We start from the raw sequence: 17,154 nt of genomic DNA, 5'->3' as shown, positions 1-17,154 counted from the left end.
CTTTATTTTTTAGAAAAATTCATAGTGATCTTAAAAGGTTTTCCATCAACAGAAACGGTTTGTTGCCATTGCATAGTTGTATCAGAAAGTTGGATTAATTGTAAGCGAAACCCTTCATTGGTTTTTGATTTCTTCTTAGCATTTACAGGTTTTAGTATAAACCCTTGATATCCTGTTGACCCATCAACATCTTCAATAGTAAAAATAAAATTACGAGTACCTGTATTACACCCATTGTCATTGATAACATAGGTTCCTGAATTATTATTCGGGATAAACTGCCAAGAGCTACCTTCAAAGCATTCTTTTGAGGCATCCTTCAGTAGTTTAACATTGAATGCACCAGATTCACCATAGGAAATGTTGGTTAAAACCCATTCACCCTTAATGACCTTTTTTGATTGTTGTACCATTTTTGAAGTACCACAAGAAAGTAGCGTTATTCCTAAAATGGCTATTAGAATTTTCTTCATATCAATAAATATTTAAATGCAAGGTGATTTAAAAATCTAAAGAATTTCTAAAGACAATAATTTTTTATAAAAGCTTGATTTCTTTAGATTTACTATAGATTTCTGTTGTACTTTTGAACCAAAATCAACCATTAGTATATAGACTAATGTTCTAAATAAAAGTCTCCTCCCGTACAGTTCGGCATTGGAGACTTTTTTGTTTTGCATGTACATATCATGACATAAGTATAGAATTCTCAATACTTAAAAAAATAATTGCATCTTTGCACTAGTTCATTGAAAAGGTTCTTATTGATTTTATGGGATATGTAGTTCAATAGTGTGCTACATAACTTATAAAACTTTAATTATGAATTGGAAAATTCAAAAATTGAAAAATGGTAAGACCATTATTTCAAAAGAACCGGGTAATTCTATGTTGCCAATTTTAAGATCGAAACAACCAGTTAAGCTTGAACCCATTAGTTGGGAAGATTGCGAAATAGGAGATATTGTTTTTTGTAAGGTTCGTGGAAACTGCTTTACCCAACTTGTAAAGGGTAAGAATCTTAAAAGAGGCTTATTGATTGGTAACAATCATGGTAGAATTAACGGATGGACTAAAAATGTTTATGGAAAAGTTGTAGAAATACTTCCAATGCCATAGGCATTACCAAGTAAGATTTTATCTTTTCCTTATATTCTTCTGTTTTTTATTTATGAAGCTTTAGCTGAATTCGCTTTCGAGTAATGTCTATTTGAAGTACTTTTACAATCACTTGTTGATGTAGGGTTACATGTTCTGTAACGTCTTTTACAAAAGTATTACTAAGGTTAGAAACATGTATCAAACCACTTTCTTTAATACCAATATCAACAAAACAACCAAAATTTGTAATATTATTTACAATGCCTGGTAGTAGTTGTCCCTCTTTAAGATCATGAATGTTTTTAATGTTCTGATCAAATGTAAAAACTTTGGCTTTTTCTCTTGGGTCTAAACCAGGTTTTTCCAGCTCTTTTAATATATCTGTTAATGTGGGTAACCCAAAAGTGTCTGTAACGTAATCACTAGGTTTTATTTTTTGTAAGATGGCTTTATTACCAATTAAATCTAAAACTTCCATGTTGACATCTTTCGCCATTTTAGTAACAATTGAGTAGCTTTCAGGATGAACTGCTGAGTCGTCCAATGGGTTTTTAGCATTTTTTATACGCAAAAATCCCGCTGACTGTTCAAAGGCTTTACCCCCTAATCTGGGAACTTTTTGAATTTCTTTTCTTGAAGAAAAAGCACCATTTTCAGTCCGGTAATTAACAATATTTTCGGCCAATTTGGTACCAATACCAGAAACATAACTGAGTAAAGATTGACTGGCGGTATTAATATTTACTCCAATTGTGTTTACGCAATTCTCAACAACAGTATCTAATGATTTCTTTAGTTTGGTTTGATCTACATCGTGTTGATATTGACCAACTCCTATAGATTTAGCATCAATTTTAACTAGCTCTGCCAAAGGATCGGCTAAACGTCTACCAATAGAAACTGCTCCACGAACAGTTACATCATAATTTGGAAATTCTTCACGAGCAATTTTAGAAGCAGAATAGATAGAAGCACCGGCTTCGCTAACCACAAAAACCTCTAAATTGTTTTTAAATTGAATTCTTCTGATCAATTTTTCTGTTTCTCTAGAAGCTGTTCCGTTTCCAATTGCAATCGCCTCAATCTTATAGGCATCAGCTAAAGAGCTAATTTTTTTAATCGCTCCTTTTTGATCGTTTTGTGGCGGATGTGGATAAATGGTTTCATTGTGCAACAGATTACCTTGAGCATCTAAACAGACCACTTTACAACCTGTTCTAAACCCAGGATCAATGGCTAGGATACGTTTTTCGCCTAATGGAGCACCAAGTAATAACTGTTTTAAATTTTTAGCAAAAACTTTGATGGCAGAGTCATCAGCTTTTTCTTTAGCATTCATCAAAGCTTCGTTTGATAATGCAGGAAATAGCAACCTTTTGTAGGCATCTAAAATAGCAACCTTAATTTGATGGGCACATGCATTGTTAGAGCGGATGATTCTATCCTCAATTTTTTGCAATGCAAGTTCATGATCAATTTCTATTTTAACTCTAATATACCCTTCATTTTCAGCTCTTAGAATAGCTAGTAATCTATGCGAAGGAATTCTAGACAAATCCTCATTCCAGTCAAAATAGTCTTTAAACTTTGCGGCCTTTTCATCTTCTGATTTTGTTTTTACTACTTTAGTGGAAATGTTTGCAAAACGCTCTAACTGATATCGAATATTATTTCGAATATCCGTTCGTTCATTAATCCATTCTGCAATAATATAACGAGTGCCTTGCATCGCTTCTTCAACGGATGAAATACTACCCTTTACATATTTATAGGCAATAGGCTCAATGTCATACGCGTTTTGAGCCATGATAATTTTTGCCAGAGGCTCCAAGCCATTATTTCTAGCGGTTTCAGCTTTTGTTTTTCGCTTTTTTTTATAGGGTAAATACAGGTCTTCAAGATCAGTAAGGTTTTTGCAAAGGTTTACTTTTTGCTTTAACTCACTGGTTAAAATATCTTGTTCTTCAAGTGACTTTAGAATAGCATCTTTTCTTTTTTCTAAGGCCTCAAATTGCTCCTTGAGTTTTACAATTTCACCTATTTGTACTTCATCTAGATTACCCGTTTTTTCTTTTCTGTATCGCGCAATAAATGGGATGGTGCAATCTTGATGTAACAATTCAATAGTGTTTTGAATTGATTTTTGAGATATAGAAGTATTGTTGGAAATGAAAGAAATCATACTTAGCTAATTGGTTGCCCATTGGCAACTTCTCTTTCTGGCTCAACAAAGGCTAACTTTCCATCCAAAGTATCTGTCATTAAGATCATACCTTGACTCTCAACTCCTCTAATTTTTCTTGGTGCTAAGTTGCATAATACCGTCACCTGTTGTCCGATAATCTCATCTGGAGAAAAAGATTCTGCAATACCGGAAACAATAGTGCGAATATCAATACCCACGTCTACTTTTAATTGTAGTAGTTTTTTGGTTTTAGGAACTTTTTGGGCTTCTAAAATTGTACCTATACGAATATCTAACTTCGTAAAATCATCAAATTCAATAGTGTCTTTTTGAGGCTCAACCGATGCATTGGCCTGTTCATTTGCTTTTTTTGATGCTTCTAATTTGTCAAGTTGTTTTTGAATGTCAGCATCCTCTATTTTTGAAAATAACAATTCAGCTTTTCCAATTTGATGACCAGCACTAATTAACGACTTATTTTCTGAAACGGCATTCCAAGAAAGAGACCCTTCGACTCCGCTCAGGGTGACATTGAGAATAGATTTTAGTTTTTGAGATGTAAAAGGTAAAAAGGGCTCACATAAAATTGCTAACCCTGTGGCTATTTGCAAAGCCACATTCATGATTGTTTTTACACGATCCTCATCTTCTTTAATAATTTTCCATGGTTCTTCGTCAGCAAGATATTTATTACCTAAACGGGCCAGATTCATCAACTCATTCAAAGCTTCTCTAAAGCGATAACGTTCAAGAGAAGTAGCTATGGTTTCAGGATATTTTCTTAGCTGACTTAATGTCTCTTCATCCACTTTAGAATATGTACCAGCAGGTGGTACTTCCCCACCATAATATTTATTAGTTAACACCACAACTCGATTGATAAAATTTCCAAAAATGGCTACTAACTCATTGTTATTTCTAGCTTGAAAGTCCTTCCATGTAAAATCATTATCTTTAGTTTCAGGTGCATTGGCCGTCAAAACATATCTTAATACGTCTTGCTTATCTGGAAATTCTTCTAAATACTCATGTAACCAAACGGCCCAATTTTTTGAAGTGGATAGTTTATTCCCTTCAAGATTCAAAAACTCATTCGCAGGCACATTGTTTGGTAAGACATAACTGCCGTCTGCTTTGAGCATACTAGGGAAGATAATACAGTGAAATACAATATTATCCTTACCAATAAAATGAAGAAGTTTTGTGTCTTTATCTTTCCAATAAGGCTCCCAATCTTTACCTTCACGTTCTGCCCATTCTTTGGTAGAAGATATGTAGCCTATAGGAGCATCAAACCATACATATAAGACTTTACCTTCACCACCTTCCACTGGAACGGGAATTCCCCAATCAAGATCACGGGTTACCGCTCTTGGTTTTAATCCATCATCTATCCAAGACTTACATTGACCATATACATTAGGTTTCCAGTCATTTTTGTGCTCTTTTAGTATCCATTCTTTTAAAAAACCTTCATACTGATCTAAGGGTAAGAACCAGTGCTTTGTTTGTTTTAAAGTTGGGACATTTCCCGTAATAGCCGATTTGGGATTGATCAAGTCAGTTGCATTATGGCTAGTGCCACAATTTTCACACTGATCGCCATAACTTTCTTCAAACCCGCAATTAGGGCAGGTACCCACAACAAAACGATCAGCTAAAAACTGATCAGCTTCAGCATCATATAGTTGTTCTGTTACCTCTTCAATAAATTGACCATTTTCATACATTTTTTCAAAAAACTCAGCAGCAGTTTCATGATGAACCTTTGCGGATGTACGCGAGTAATTATCAAATGAAATTCCAAACTCTTTAAATGATTTCTTTATAATGGTGTGGTATTTATCAATGATCTCTTTTGGTGATACGCCTTCCTTTTTGGCGCGCATTGGTATAGCTACACCATGCTCATCACTTCCACAGATGTAAATCACATCTTTTCCGGTCAATCTTAAATAACGAGCATAAATATCAGCTGGCACATAAACTCCTGCCAAATGCCCAATATGAATAGGTCCATTAGTGTATGGTAATGCAGCAGTTATTGTGTATCTTTTAGGAGAATTCATCGTGAAAATTTGTAAGCGCAAAAGTAAGAAAAAGACCCTGAAATGTGCTTATACTATGTGATACAATACTTTTTAAAGGAAAAAAGCGTTATTAGAGAACTATTATTTTTATAAAATGATCAACAATGACACGGCCAAACGTAAAAATATCTGTATTCATTGTTATTTTTGTGACAATATCAATGTTAGGCTTTTCTCAAAAGAAAAGAGCTAACTATATTAATTCACCCCTTATGCATGCCTCTTATCTAAAGAAAGGAGATACCGTAATGATTGTGGCCCCGGCTGGGATTGTTAAGGATAAAGACATATTGAACAATGCCGTTAAACTTTTAGAGAGTTGGGATTTACATGTAAAGATTGGTAAAAGTTTATTTAAAAAGAATAATCATTTTGCGGGAACTGATGCGCAACGCGCTTTAGATTTTCAGGAAGCTTTAGATGATAAGAGTGTAAAGGCCATTTGGTGCGCACGTGGTGGCTACGGTACCGTTAGAATGGTTGATAAACTGAGTTTTTCTCATTTCAGAAAAAACCCAAAATGGATCATAGGTTTTTCTGATATTACAGTATTACATAATGAGATTCACAATATGGGTAAGGAGTCTATCCATGCCATGATGCCATCTACACTGAATCCTGAAAATGATGAGCAAAAAAAGGCCATAAAATCATTGAAGAAAGCGCTCTTTGGTGAAAAATTGGAGTACAAAACCTACAAATCAGGTTTTAATAAAGATGGTGAAGCCAAAGGTCAGCTTGTGGGTGGAAATTTATCTATTTTATATAGTTTACTTGGTTCAAAATCATCTATAAAGACGGATGGTAAGATCTTATTTATTGAAGATTTGGGTGAATATGCTTATCATATTGATAGGATGCTTCAAAATTTAAAACGTAATGGTTATTTTGAAAATTGCTACGGTTTAATAGTAGGAGGTATTACTAATGTACGTGAAAATGATACAGAATTTGGTAAGGCTATAGAGCAAATTGTATTAGATGCCGTAGCCGATTATGATTTTCCGGTGGCATTTAATTTTCCAGCGGGTCATATTACTGACAATAGAACGCTGATTATGGGAAGGGAGATTTCTTTAAAGGTAAAAGGCAAAAAAGCTAGCATTAAATTTGGTGAAGGTTATAAGAAAAAGAAAACAAAAATGGCAGCCAATACGCCTAAAACAGAACAAAAAAAGACACCTAAAAGTCAGTCTAAAAACTCTCAAAATAATTTGAACGTAAACTTGAGTTCTTTCAAAAGTTAACCACCTTTTTTAATGGCCCAACATAATGAATTAGGTAAAAAAGGAGAGCAATTAGCATTAGAACATCTTCAAAAAAAGGGTTATACTATACTAGATAAGAACTGGCGTTATCAAAAAGCGGAAGTAGATATTATTGCCCAAAAAGGGAATATTTTAGCCGTGGTTGAGGTGAAAACACGCTCTTCTGTAGACTTTGGAAATCCGCAGGATTTTGTAAAACCCAAAAAAATCAAATTGCTTGTTTCTGCAATTGATGAATATATAACTTCTAAAGATTTAGATGTAGAGGTTCGTTTTGATATCATTGCCATTGTAAAGGAAAAAAATGTTTTTAGTCTAGAGCATATTGAGGATGCTTTTTATCACTTTTAAACTTTAACATTTTTTAATAGAATAAATCTATTTTGTTATCGTTATACAAGTGCTAAACAAGAATAATACTGACTAAACTCCTTTTGTACCTAACATGACAATTGCTATTCAAGGAATTCAAGGTTCCTTTCACCATGAGGTTGCCACCTCATATTTTGGTAATACTATAGATTTAATAGAGTGTATGTCCTTTAAGGAGGTACCAACTTCGTTTCGTGAACAAATGGCTGATGCCGCTGTTATAGCTATTGAAAATTCTAGCACTGGAGCGATACTTTCTAACTACGCATTAATTGACAAATATGATCTTAATATCAGTGGCGAGTTTTATTTACCCATGGTACATAATTTTATGGCACTAAAAGGCCAAAAAGTAGAAGATATTCAAGAAGTCTGGTCACATCCAATTGCCATTCAACACTGCAAAAGCTTTTTTAGGCACCACCCACAACTTAGAATTATTGAAGAAAAAGATACTGCTTCAGTAGCTAAGGAGATTAGTGAAAAAAAATTAAAGAACGTAGCTGCATTGGCAAGTATTAAAGCAGCGGAAATATATGAACTTAATATTCTCCAAGAATCTGTTCAAGATGATGAGCTTAATATGACACGCTTTTTTATTTTAACCAATAAACGCCAGTTTGGAGACCATGACCACCTAAACAACAAGGCTTCGCTAAAATTTGTCACACATAATGAAACAGGTAATTTAGCAGATATCTTAGCTGAGTGTGCCAACCACAAATTAAATTTGTCTAAAATACAGTCATTGCCATTAAAAGATGAACCATGGAATTATGGATTTTTTATCGACTTTACTTTTGATGACTACCATGAATATTGTAAAGCCTTATTAAAACTTGAAAATAGAGTTAGTCAGCTAAAAATATTAGGCGAGTATCAAGAATGGCGGTCCATAACTAAGAAAAAAATGGCCTAGATTTTTAATTGTCTAAAAAAGCTTTTAACTCATTTACATCCTCGGGCTTCGCAATAATTTTCTTGTTACTGTCCAAAATAAAAAAGCTTGGTGTAGCACTAACTCCATATAATTGTACATACTCATTTTGCCATTTATTAGCTCCGTAAACATGAGTAAAATTCGAGTATTTAGCGATTTCTTGTTCCCATCCTGTTTTACTTATTGCTTCTTCTAAACCTAATGCCACAACTTTTATCTTCGAATTATCCTTCAAATAGGCATACAACTCTGGCATCTCTTCTAAGCAATGTGAGCAGGTAGAACTCCAAAAGACAAGGATATAGTTGTCACTGCCTGTTAACTTATAGAGATCGTTGTTCTCCCAAATTATATTAGGTGCTTTATTGCCAATAGATGTTCTTAATTGTCCTTTAATATCATTAACAAAATTAGTGTCTTGTAATTCTTTGGGAAGTTTATTATAACTTTCAAGTACGTAATTGGTAAGTCCTATATTTTCCTGCTTACCAAATGCATATAACAAGCCCTCCTGAATATCTTTTGAAAGCAGATGATTATCCCCAATTTTAGTAATGACATCTGTAATTGCATTTTTTCTGAGCTCAATCAACTTCTCAGAATCATCTGATGTATTTAGGTAAAATATGTAATCATTAACCCTGTCATGAATAAATGTTGAGTTCAATAATGTTTTATTGTTGAAGTCAATCTGATTAAAAAAGTGCTCTTTCGTAGTATTAAGATAATCCAGAGGATCTTTTATCGGTTTCTCAGGATTGTATCTGGCACTGGCTTTAATAAATTCAGATGCCAATTTACCCTGTGACAATCGTTCATAATAAGTTTGATAGGTCTTGATATCGTCATACTTTTTTTGATAAAGCATAGCTATGAGTCCGTTTTTTTCTGGATTAAAATAATCGAGTTGCAAAGAATCAAGTTGACGTTGAGACGTCATGGTTTTTCTTAAATAATCCTGATAAAGTATATTGTTTTCTGACTGCTCATATTTTACCAATTGATCTGGATACTTTGGATGAAAGGTTACCTCAACATCCTCATTGTCATAAATAAAATCTAGATACAATTGATTTTTAATATCGTACGCCAAACGATACATACCTGGTTCCTTTCCTTCAGGAATGGCCAATGAAAACTGACCATTTTCAATAGAAGTATTTGCAATATAATTTTGCTGTGATCCCACTAGTTGATAGAGGACCACCCATTCATAATCTTGTATAGGTTGCATAGTGCCTTTTACAGTATGCTGCGCAAAGCTTACGTAAGAAAAAAATAGACAAACAAATAATATTCTCTTGATCATAGTAGGGGATTTGCAAAAACTGAACCAAAAATACTGTTTTAAATCTATTGCTGTACATTTGTTAAAAACAGATTTTTATGAGCTTTCAAGATAAGGTAGTTTGGTTAACAGGTGCATCATCAGGTATTGGAAAGGCTACCGCTCTTGAATTGTCTGAACAAGGTGCTAAGGTCATCATATCTTCAAGAAATACCGAGAAATTAGAACAAGTGCGTATGCTGTGCAAGCATCCAGATAAGGTAAAGGTGTTACAAATAGATCTTAATAATTATCAGAGCTTAGACAAACTTGTTCAGGAAGCACTTTCCCTTTTTGGGAATGTTGATATACTTATTAATAACGGAGGCATTAGCCAGAGATCATTAGCTATAGATACCGGAATGATGATTGACGAACGAATTTTCAAAACAAATTATTTTGGTACAGTAGCATTGTCCAAGGCTTTACTGCCCTATTTTACTGCCAGAAAGCAAGGACATCTTGTTGTTGTAACTTCAGTTGTAGGTAAGTTAGGTACGCCACTTAGATCTTCATATGCGGCATCTAAACATGCATTACATGGATTTTTTGATAGTCTTCGAGCCGAAATCTATAAAGACAACATTCAAGTTACCCTAATTTGTCCCGGTTATGTAAAAACTGAAATTTCAATGAATGCTTTAACTTCAGATGGGTCTCCACAAAAAAGTATGGATAAAAAAACGGAGGCAGGCTTGCCTCCAGTTTACTTTGCTAAAAAGATGCTCAAAGCAATCAAGCACAAAAAGCAAGAGGTTGTAATAGGTGGATTTCTAGAAAAACTATCTGTATATGTCAAACGATTCTTCCCTAAAGTATTAGCAACAATGATCAGAAAACTAGCAGTAACATAACTTCAGAAAATGTACATCATGTTTTCGTTATATTTGCTTTATAACCATTGATCATCAACTTATGAACATATTTTCTTCTGAAAAACTTGAAAAATTTCTACCAAAAGTAAAAACCATTTTAGAAGAGAATTTGTTTCCTTTAGAAAAGGAATATTTACAATTACCTTTTAGTAAGGTTGAGCCAGAGTTAGCTAAAGTAAGAACCTTGGTAAAAGAAAGAGGACTTTGGAATCCACATTTATCAGAGCATCATGGTGGGCTCGGTTTTAACTTGGTTGAGTTTGGTCAAATTAGTGAATTATTGGGGCAATCGCCATATGGGCATTACTGTTTTAATTGTAATGCACCCGATATCGGTAATCAAGAATTGATGCTTGGGTATGCTTCTGAGCACATTAAAAAAACATACTTAGAACCATTACTTAAGGGTGAAATCAGAAGTTGTTTCTCAATGACGGAACCTGAGTTTGCTGGATCGAACCCTGTAAATATGGGTACAACAGCGGTCAAAAAAGGAGATCAGTATATCATTAATGGCACAAAATGGTTTACTACTTCTGCAGATGGAGCATCTTTTGCTATTGTAATGGCGAATACCAACCCTAATGCGGAAAATAGGTATCAACGGGCAAGTATGATCGTAGTGCCGACAGATACGAAGGGGTTTCGCTTAAAGCGAAATATTTCTATCATGGGAGAAGCCAATGATACTTATTTTAGTCATGCGGAATTAGAGTATAAAGATTGTAGAGTATCCACTGAAAATTTGATTGGTAATGAAGGTGACGGATTTTTATTGGCGCAACAACGTTTAGGACCAGGAAGAATACATCATTGTATGCGATGGATAGGTATTTGTGAACGTGCCTTTGATTTAATGTGTTCAAGAGCAGCCACTAGAGATTTAGGAAACGGTACTATGTTAGGCAAGAAACAAACCATTCAGAACTGGATTGCGGAATGCCGTGCAGAGATTAATGCTTCAAGATATATGGTCTTACATACGGCACAAAAAATTGATGAGGTAGGTACAAAAGCTGCTAGATTAGAAATATCTACTATAAAATTTTATGTTGCTAATGTGTTGATGAATGTCTTGGATAAGGCCATTCAAGTACATGGGGCCTTAGGAATTACAGATGACACCATTCTTTCGTTTTGGTATCGCCATGAACGTGGAGCAAGAATTTATGATGGTCCAGATGAGGTGCATAAATCTACCTTGGCAAGACAAATTCTAAAAAACTACGGGCTAAACACTAAATAATTCATGGCTAAACCTATTGATAGTGCCGTTAAGGTTCGAAAAGGAGAGGAATTAAATATTCAAAAATTGAATAACTTCCTGAGGGGTGAAATAGATGGATTTTCTGAGGTTAAAGAAGTTAAGCAGTTTCCAGGTGGGTTTTCAAACCTTACCTATTTGCTTTCTAATGATACTGATGAATTTGTACTTCGCAAACCTCCTTTTGGTGCCAATATCAAGTCGGCGCATGATATGGGTAGGGAGTATAAGGTATTAAGTTTGCTAGAGCCCGTATATGATAAAATTCCAAAACCTTTAGTGTACTGTGATGACGAATCGATTATTGGGTCATCGTTTTATATTATGGAACGCGTTAAAGGGGTTATCCTTAGAAACAAAATCCCGAAAGGATTAGAATTTGGCAAAGAGCATTTTAACCAATTATCAAATCAAACCATTGAAAATTTAGCGAAATTACATAGCCTTGAATTAGAAGATTCAAATTTAATTTCTTTAGGAAAGCCAGAAGGCTACGTTCAGCGTCAGGTTGAAGGTTGGATCAAGCGCTACTTCAAAGCAGAAACAGATGAGATCAAGTTCATGAATATGGCTGCTGAATGGATGCAAAGCAATATACCTAGTCAAAGTCAAACGGCATTCATTCATAATGATTATAAGTATGATAATCTGGTTTTAGATCAAAATTCATTAACAATCAAAGCTGTGTTGGATTGGGAAATGGCAACTGTAGGCGATCCTTTAATGGATCTAGGTACGTCTCTGGCATATTGGGTAGAAGCAAAAGATCATCCTGCTTTACAAGCATATAACCTTACTTGGTTGGAGGGCAATTTAACACGTCAGGGTGTAGTAGAAAAATATGCAGAATTAACAGGTATTGAAATTGAAGATGTGCTATTCTATTATGTTTTTGGAAGTTTCAAATTGGGAGTAATTGCTCAGCAGATCTATGCACGCTACAAAAAAGGGTATACTAAAGATGAGCGTTTTGGTATGCTCATTCATTTAGTTAAAGCTTGTGGTGGTAATGCTATGAATGCAGTGAAGTTTAATCGTATAAACAACTTTTATTAATAGTTGTCATTCCTGCGTAGGCATGAATCCATTTTCAATATATCTGGATTCCGCATCAAGTGCGGAATGACAATACAGAACAAGAATATGAAAACACTTAAAGACATTCAAAACATTCTGATTTTAGGAAGCGGCACATTAGGACTTAGAATAGGCTTAGCTTGTGCTTTGAATGATTATAAGGTTGTTATTTATGATATCAAGGAAGAAGCTTTTGAGCAAGCCAAAAGGATTCAGGGCGAAATTCTTAAAGGATTAGTAAAAGCGGAAAAGATTACTCAGGATGCAGCGAATAGAGCTTTACTAAATCAGAAGTTTACAACAGATGCAGTGATGGCTGCCAAAGATGCTGATCTGGTAAGCGAATCTGTAACAGAAGATTTAGAGCTCAAGAAAAAGGTTTGGGCTCAGTTTGGAGAATTATGTGCATCAGATACTGTTTTTACTACAAACACCTCCTATTTAATTCCATCGTTTTTTGCCCAGGAAACAGGAAGGCCAAATCTATTTTGCGCCTTACATTTTCATGATGTTTTTTATGCCAATGTAGTGGACATTATGCCTAACCCTCAAACAGAAGAATGGATCATTTCGCTTTTGGAAGAATTTGGAAAAAGCATTCAACAAACCCCTGTAATTATTAAACGGGAATCACCTGGATACATTTTTAATGCCATGTTGATGGCTCTAATTGGAGCGGCGGGTGCTTTGGTTACTTATGATGTGGCAAGTATTGAAGATGTAGATCGTTCATGGATGGGCAATTTCAAAATGCCCATGGGTCCTTTTGGTATTTTAGATGAAGTAGGCTTAGACACCGCATGGCATATTACAAACAATCAAAAGGATGAAAAAAGTAAACGTTTTGCTGGTTTATTAAAGCAATATGTTGACCAAGGTAAACTTGGTAAAAAAGTAGGGCAAGGTTTTTATTTGTATCCTAACCCTAGTTTTCAGGATGATGACTTTATAAGAGGGTAGTTAATTTTATTTTAATGCATCTGTTGGTTTTGGAACATAATGATGCTTACCACCCGCTCTGTCATCATTAAACGTTACAGGAATATCATCATTTTGAGTACGCTCATCCCAAGTTACATGTTCGGTTCCATCATCCTTTTTAACCATGGTAATACAATCTTCAACCGGGCAAACCAAAGAACATAAATTACAACCTACGCAATTTTCTTCAATGATACTTGGTATTCTTTTTTCAGGATTGCCAGATAAGGCTATGGCTTGATGTGCACCATCATCACAAGCAATATAGCACAATTCACAACCTACACATTTATCTTGATTAATTTCAGCAACTACTTTATGCTTTAAATTAAGATGTTTCCATTCGGTCACATTAGGTAGCGCTTTACCAGCGAAATCATAAATAGATGTATAGCCTTTTTCCTCCATAAACTGACGTAGGCCTGCTTCCATTTCACGGACGATTCCGAAACCGTAGTGCATAACGGCAGTACATACTTGTACCGAAGTGGCTCCTAATAAAATGAATTCAACTACATCTCGCCAGGTTTCTACACCGCCTATGCCCGAAATAGGAGTATTAGAAATTTGAGGATGCTGGGCCAATTCGCGAATCATGTGCATGGCAATGGGTTTTACTGCCGGGCCACAATAGCCACCATTGGTACCCTTTCCATCAACTATAGGTAGAGGTGCGTAAGTTTCTAAATCAATACCAACGATACTTTTTATGGTATTGATGAGTGAAATGGCATCGGTGCCACCTCTTAAGGCGGCCAAACCAGGGTCGGTGATTTCAGAAATATTGGGGGTTAATTTAGTAATTACGGGAATATTGGCTGCTTCCATTACCCAACTAACAATAGTCTCTAAAACCTCTGGCTCTTGACCAACTGCGGAACCCATACCGCGCTCACACATACCATGAGGGCATCCAAAGTTTAATTCGATACCGTCAGCTCCTGCATTTTCTACATCTTTTATGATCTGTTGCCATTCAGCTTTACTTTCTACCATCAACGATGCAATAATTGCATGGTCAGGAAAATACTTTTTGACCTCCTCAATTTCTCGAAGATTATCTTCTAATGGGCGATCTGTAATCAATTCTATATTGTTAAAACCCATCATACGTGTATTACGGTAGTTTACAGAACCATAGCGGCTGGACACATTAACCACAGGAACACCTAATGTTTTCCATACGGCACCACCCCAACCTGCATCAAAAGCTTTCATAATTTGATAGCCTGAATTCGTTGGTGGTGCGGATGCCAGCCAAAATGGATTAGGAGCTTTTATTCCTGCAAAATTTATAGATAAGTCTATCATTTTATTCTAATTATGAGTTTTTAATTATGAATTATGAGTGATTTTTTGAATTAATTTAACTCATAGCTCTACATTTTTAATTCTTAATTAAGAATTTATACATTCCTTGGGCTGCCATTTTACCATCATACGCTGCATTTACAACTTCTGCACCTCCATTAATGGCGTCTCCGCCGGCGAAGTATTTTGCATTCGATGTTTGAAAGTACTCATTCACTTCAATTCTTGTTTTTGAGTCAATATTTAGATTTTCAATAAGCTCATAAAACATTCCTTGTTTAGCTTGGCCAGTTGCTTTAATAACCAGATCACAGGCTATGATGAATTCACTACCTTCTATGGTTTTTAGCTCACCATCTACAGACTCTGTTTTTAGAAACTTTACACCTTCTACTTGATTGTTGCCTATAATTTCAATGGGTGTTGCATTAAAAATACTGTCTACACCAGAGCTAATGGCTAGGTCATATTCAAAACCATAAGCACCCATTCTTTCTTTCGTATTACGATATACTAATACCGTTTTTCTGGCACCCATACGGGCAGATTCTGAAGCAGCATCCATAGCGGTATTCCCACCACCGATCACAACTACTTTATCTGGTATAGAAATACGATGATGCTTCATTCGCAGTTCTTCAATAAATTCTACAGCTCCTACAACCCCTTGTTTATCTTCCCCCTTTAATTTTAATTCTCGAGTTTTTCCTAATCCAACTCCCAAAAAAATGGCATCGTACTCATTTTCTAATTGTACTAACCGCTCTTTAGAGGAAATAGGCGATTCATAATGAATATTAAACTGGAGTTGCTCTTGTAAATAGTCAATTTCTTTTAAAACTTCTTCATTGGTTATTTTGTAAGGAGCAATACCATAGACTGTTAGTCCAGAAGGCTTTTCTTTAGCTTCAAAAATATCGACTTCAAATCCTAATGTTCTGGCTTCGCAAGCACAAGCAATTCCAGCCGGACCCGCCCCTATAACAGCTATTTTTTTTCCATTTGATGCTCCAACTTTAAAGAGGTTTTTGTTGGCATCAATAGTTTTATTAGTGGCATAATTTTGTAAGCGACCAATTTGAATGGGGGGTACATCTTGATGATTATATACACAGGCACCTTCACATAAAACACCTGTGGGGCATACTACTCCGCAGGCATTACCAAGCCAGTTGGCATCAAAAATTGTTTTGGCAGCTCCAGTAATATTATCTGTGTGTATTTGTTTAATAAATAATGGAATATCTATATGTGTTGGGCATGCTTGTATGCAAGGAGCATCATAACAAAATAGACATCTGGAACTTTCATAATACGCTTCGGTATCATTCATTAAAGGTTTTTTCTGCTTGAAATTTTTGTCAAACTCCTCTTGTGTAGTTGGTCTTTTATATTCAGCCATTTATAAGAATTATGAGTGTAGAGCTATGAGTTTAAAGTTTTTCGATCGATATAATTCATAACTCACAATTAATAATTTATAACTCCGTCAACTTTCCATAAGTCTCAGGCCTTCTATCTCTAAAAAATTGCCATGTAGAACGTACTTCTTCTATAAGGTCAAGGTCAAATTCAGCAATTAATAATTCATCATCCTCGCGTGATGCTTCTGCAAATATTTGCCCTCTGGGGTCTACAAAATATGATTGCCCATAAAACTTACCTAGATCCCATGGTTTTTCTTCACCTACACGATTGATACAGCCCATAAAATAGCCGTTGGCAGCGGCATGCGCGGGTTGCTCTAATTTCCAGAGGTATTCACTCAATCCGGCTACTGTTGCAGACGGATTATACACAATCTCAGCCCCATTTAAACCCAATGCCCTTGCACCATCAGGGAAATGTCGGTCATAACAGATATACACACCTACCTTGGCATATTTAGTTTGAAAAACAGGATACCCAAGGTTTCCCGGTTTAAAGAAGAATTTTTCCCAAAAACCAGTGGTGTGAGGAATATGATTTTTACGATACTTTCCCAAGTATTTACCATCAGCATCAATTACAGCAGCAGTATTGTACAAAACACCAGGTTGTTCTTTTTCATAGATAGGAACAACAATTACCATATCATATTTTTTGGCATAGGCTTGCATTTTTTCTATAGTTGGCCCAGGCACAGCTTCTGCAGAAGCATACCACTTTCTATCTTGACCAGGACAGAAATAAGGTGTGTTGAAAATCTCTTGTAAACATAAAATTTGAACACCTTGCTTACCCGCATTTTCTATATAAGGAATATGCTTATTATACATGGCATCCATAATTTCTTGGATGGTTCCCTCACCTTCTGTCATAGGCAAGCTCATTTGTATCAATCCTGATTTTACTTTTCTTGGCATGTTGTTGAGTTATGAGTT

General features: G+C 35.3%; 15 protein-coding genes. 8 read left to right on the top strand and 7 right to left on the bottom strand.

What is annotated here, in order from left to right; translation table 11 throughout:
- Positions 1-2 precede the first annotated feature (2 nt).
- Positions 3-473 carry a lipocalin family protein gene (locus AC1EU5_RS00340; protein ID WP_480190349.1) on the bottom strand — a complete coding sequence of 157 codons (471 nt, stop codon included), beginning with the start codon at positions 471-473 and terminating at the stop codon, positions 3-5.
- 349 nt (positions 474-822) lie between these two features.
- Between AC1EU5_RS00340 and AC1EU5_RS00335 the strand changes: the two genes are divergently transcribed.
- Positions 823-1,119 (top strand): S24 family peptidase, encoded by a 297-nt coding sequence (locus tag AC1EU5_RS00335; protein ID WP_480190348.1) that lies wholly within the window; start codon positions 823-825, stop codon positions 1,117-1,119.
- Between the two features lie 46 nt (positions 1,120-1,165).
- Here AC1EU5_RS00335 and AC1EU5_RS00330 read toward each other — a convergent pair whose 3' ends face one another.
- Together AC1EU5_RS00330 and metG are read right to left on the bottom strand one after the other, a co-directional pair.
- Positions 1,166-3,283, bottom strand: a complete 2,118-nt coding sequence (locus AC1EU5_RS00330) for a Tex family protein (RefSeq protein WP_480190347.1) — start codon at positions 3,281-3,283, stop codon at positions 1,166-1,168.
- A 2-nt stretch (positions 3,284-3,285) separates the two neighbouring features.
- Entirely contained in the window at positions 3,286-5,355 is a 2,070-nt protein-coding gene (gene metG, locus AC1EU5_RS00325; protein ID WP_480190346.1) for a methionine--tRNA ligase, read from the bottom strand.
- 125 nt (positions 5,356-5,480) lie between these two features.
- Here metG and AC1EU5_RS00320 point away from each other — a divergent pair, with 125 nt between their 5' ends.
- The 3 genes from AC1EU5_RS00320 (at position 5,481) to AC1EU5_RS00310 (ending at position 7,935) form a co-directional block, all read left to right on the top strand.
- Positions 5,481-6,623 carry a S66 peptidase family protein gene (locus AC1EU5_RS00320; protein WP_480190345.1) on the top strand — a complete coding sequence of 381 codons (1,143 nt, stop codon included), beginning with the start codon at positions 5,481-5,483 and terminating at the stop codon, positions 6,621-6,623.
- Between the two features lie 12 nt (positions 6,624-6,635).
- Positions 6,636-6,995, top strand: a complete 360-nt coding sequence (locus tag AC1EU5_RS00315) for a YraN family protein (RefSeq protein ID WP_480190344.1) — start codon at positions 6,636-6,638, stop codon at positions 6,993-6,995.
- A 94-nt stretch (positions 6,996-7,089) separates the two neighbouring features.
- Positions 7,090-7,935 (top strand): prephenate dehydratase, encoded by an 846-nt coding sequence (locus tag AC1EU5_RS00310; protein WP_480190343.1) that lies wholly within the window; start codon positions 7,090-7,092, stop codon positions 7,933-7,935.
- A gap of 4 nt (positions 7,936-7,939) precedes the next feature.
- Here the strand turns inward: AC1EU5_RS00310 and AC1EU5_RS00305 are convergent, their stop codons facing one another.
- Positions 7,940-9,265 (bottom strand): thioredoxin-like domain-containing protein, encoded by a 1,326-nt coding sequence (locus tag AC1EU5_RS00305; RefSeq protein WP_480190342.1) that lies wholly within the window; start codon positions 9,263-9,265, stop codon positions 7,940-7,942.
- A 77-nt stretch (positions 9,266-9,342) separates the two neighbouring features.
- On the opposite strand from AC1EU5_RS00305, the gene AC1EU5_RS00300 reads away from it, so the two are divergent.
- The 4 genes from AC1EU5_RS00300 (at position 9,343) to AC1EU5_RS00285 (ending at position 13,459) form a co-directional block, all read left to right on the top strand.
- Positions 9,343-10,137, top strand: coding sequence for an SDR family oxidoreductase (locus tag AC1EU5_RS00300; RefSeq protein ID WP_480190341.1), 795 nt, complete (start codon positions 9,343-9,345; stop codon positions 10,135-10,137).
- A gap of 61 nt (positions 10,138-10,198) precedes the next feature.
- Complete coding sequence (locus tag AC1EU5_RS00295) at positions 10,199-11,404, top strand: acyl-CoA dehydrogenase family protein (protein ID WP_480190340.1); 1,206 nt, start codon at positions 10,199-10,201, stop codon at positions 11,402-11,404.
- 3 nt (positions 11,405-11,407) lie between these two features.
- Positions 11,408-12,478, top strand: coding sequence for a phosphotransferase family protein (locus AC1EU5_RS00290; RefSeq protein ID WP_480190339.1), 1,071 nt, complete (start codon positions 11,408-11,410; stop codon positions 12,476-12,478).
- 87 nt (positions 12,479-12,565) lie between these two features.
- Positions 12,566-13,459: a 3-hydroxyacyl-CoA dehydrogenase gene (locus AC1EU5_RS00285; RefSeq protein ID WP_480190338.1), complete on the top strand. Its 894-nt coding sequence runs from the start codon at positions 12,566-12,568 to the stop codon at positions 13,457-13,459.
- Positions 13,460-13,465: 6 nt separating this feature from the next.
- On the opposite strand, the gene preA is transcribed toward AC1EU5_RS00285, so the two are convergent.
- The 3 genes from preA to AC1EU5_RS00270 all read right to left on the bottom strand — a co-directional run bounded on the left by preA (position 13,466) and on the right by AC1EU5_RS00270 (position 17,136).
- Entirely contained in the window at positions 13,466-14,791 is a 1,326-nt protein-coding gene (gene preA, locus AC1EU5_RS00280) for an NAD-dependent dihydropyrimidine dehydrogenase subunit PreA (protein WP_480190337.1), read from the bottom strand.
- A 76-nt stretch (positions 14,792-14,867) separates the two neighbouring features.
- Complete coding sequence (locus AC1EU5_RS00275) at positions 14,868-16,193, bottom strand: FAD-dependent oxidoreductase (RefSeq protein WP_480190336.1); 1,326 nt, start codon at positions 16,191-16,193, stop codon at positions 14,868-14,870.
- A gap of 76 nt (positions 16,194-16,269) precedes the next feature.
- Complete coding sequence (locus tag AC1EU5_RS00270; RefSeq protein ID WP_480190335.1) at positions 16,270-17,136, bottom strand: nitrilase-related carbon-nitrogen hydrolase; 867 nt, start codon at positions 17,134-17,136, stop codon at positions 16,270-16,272.
- Positions 17,137-17,154 lie beyond the last annotated feature (18 nt).

It is taken from the genome of Maritimimonas sp. 2405UD52-3, assembly GCF_056591715.1.
This window is presented reverse-complemented; position numbering and strand designations above follow the sequence as displayed.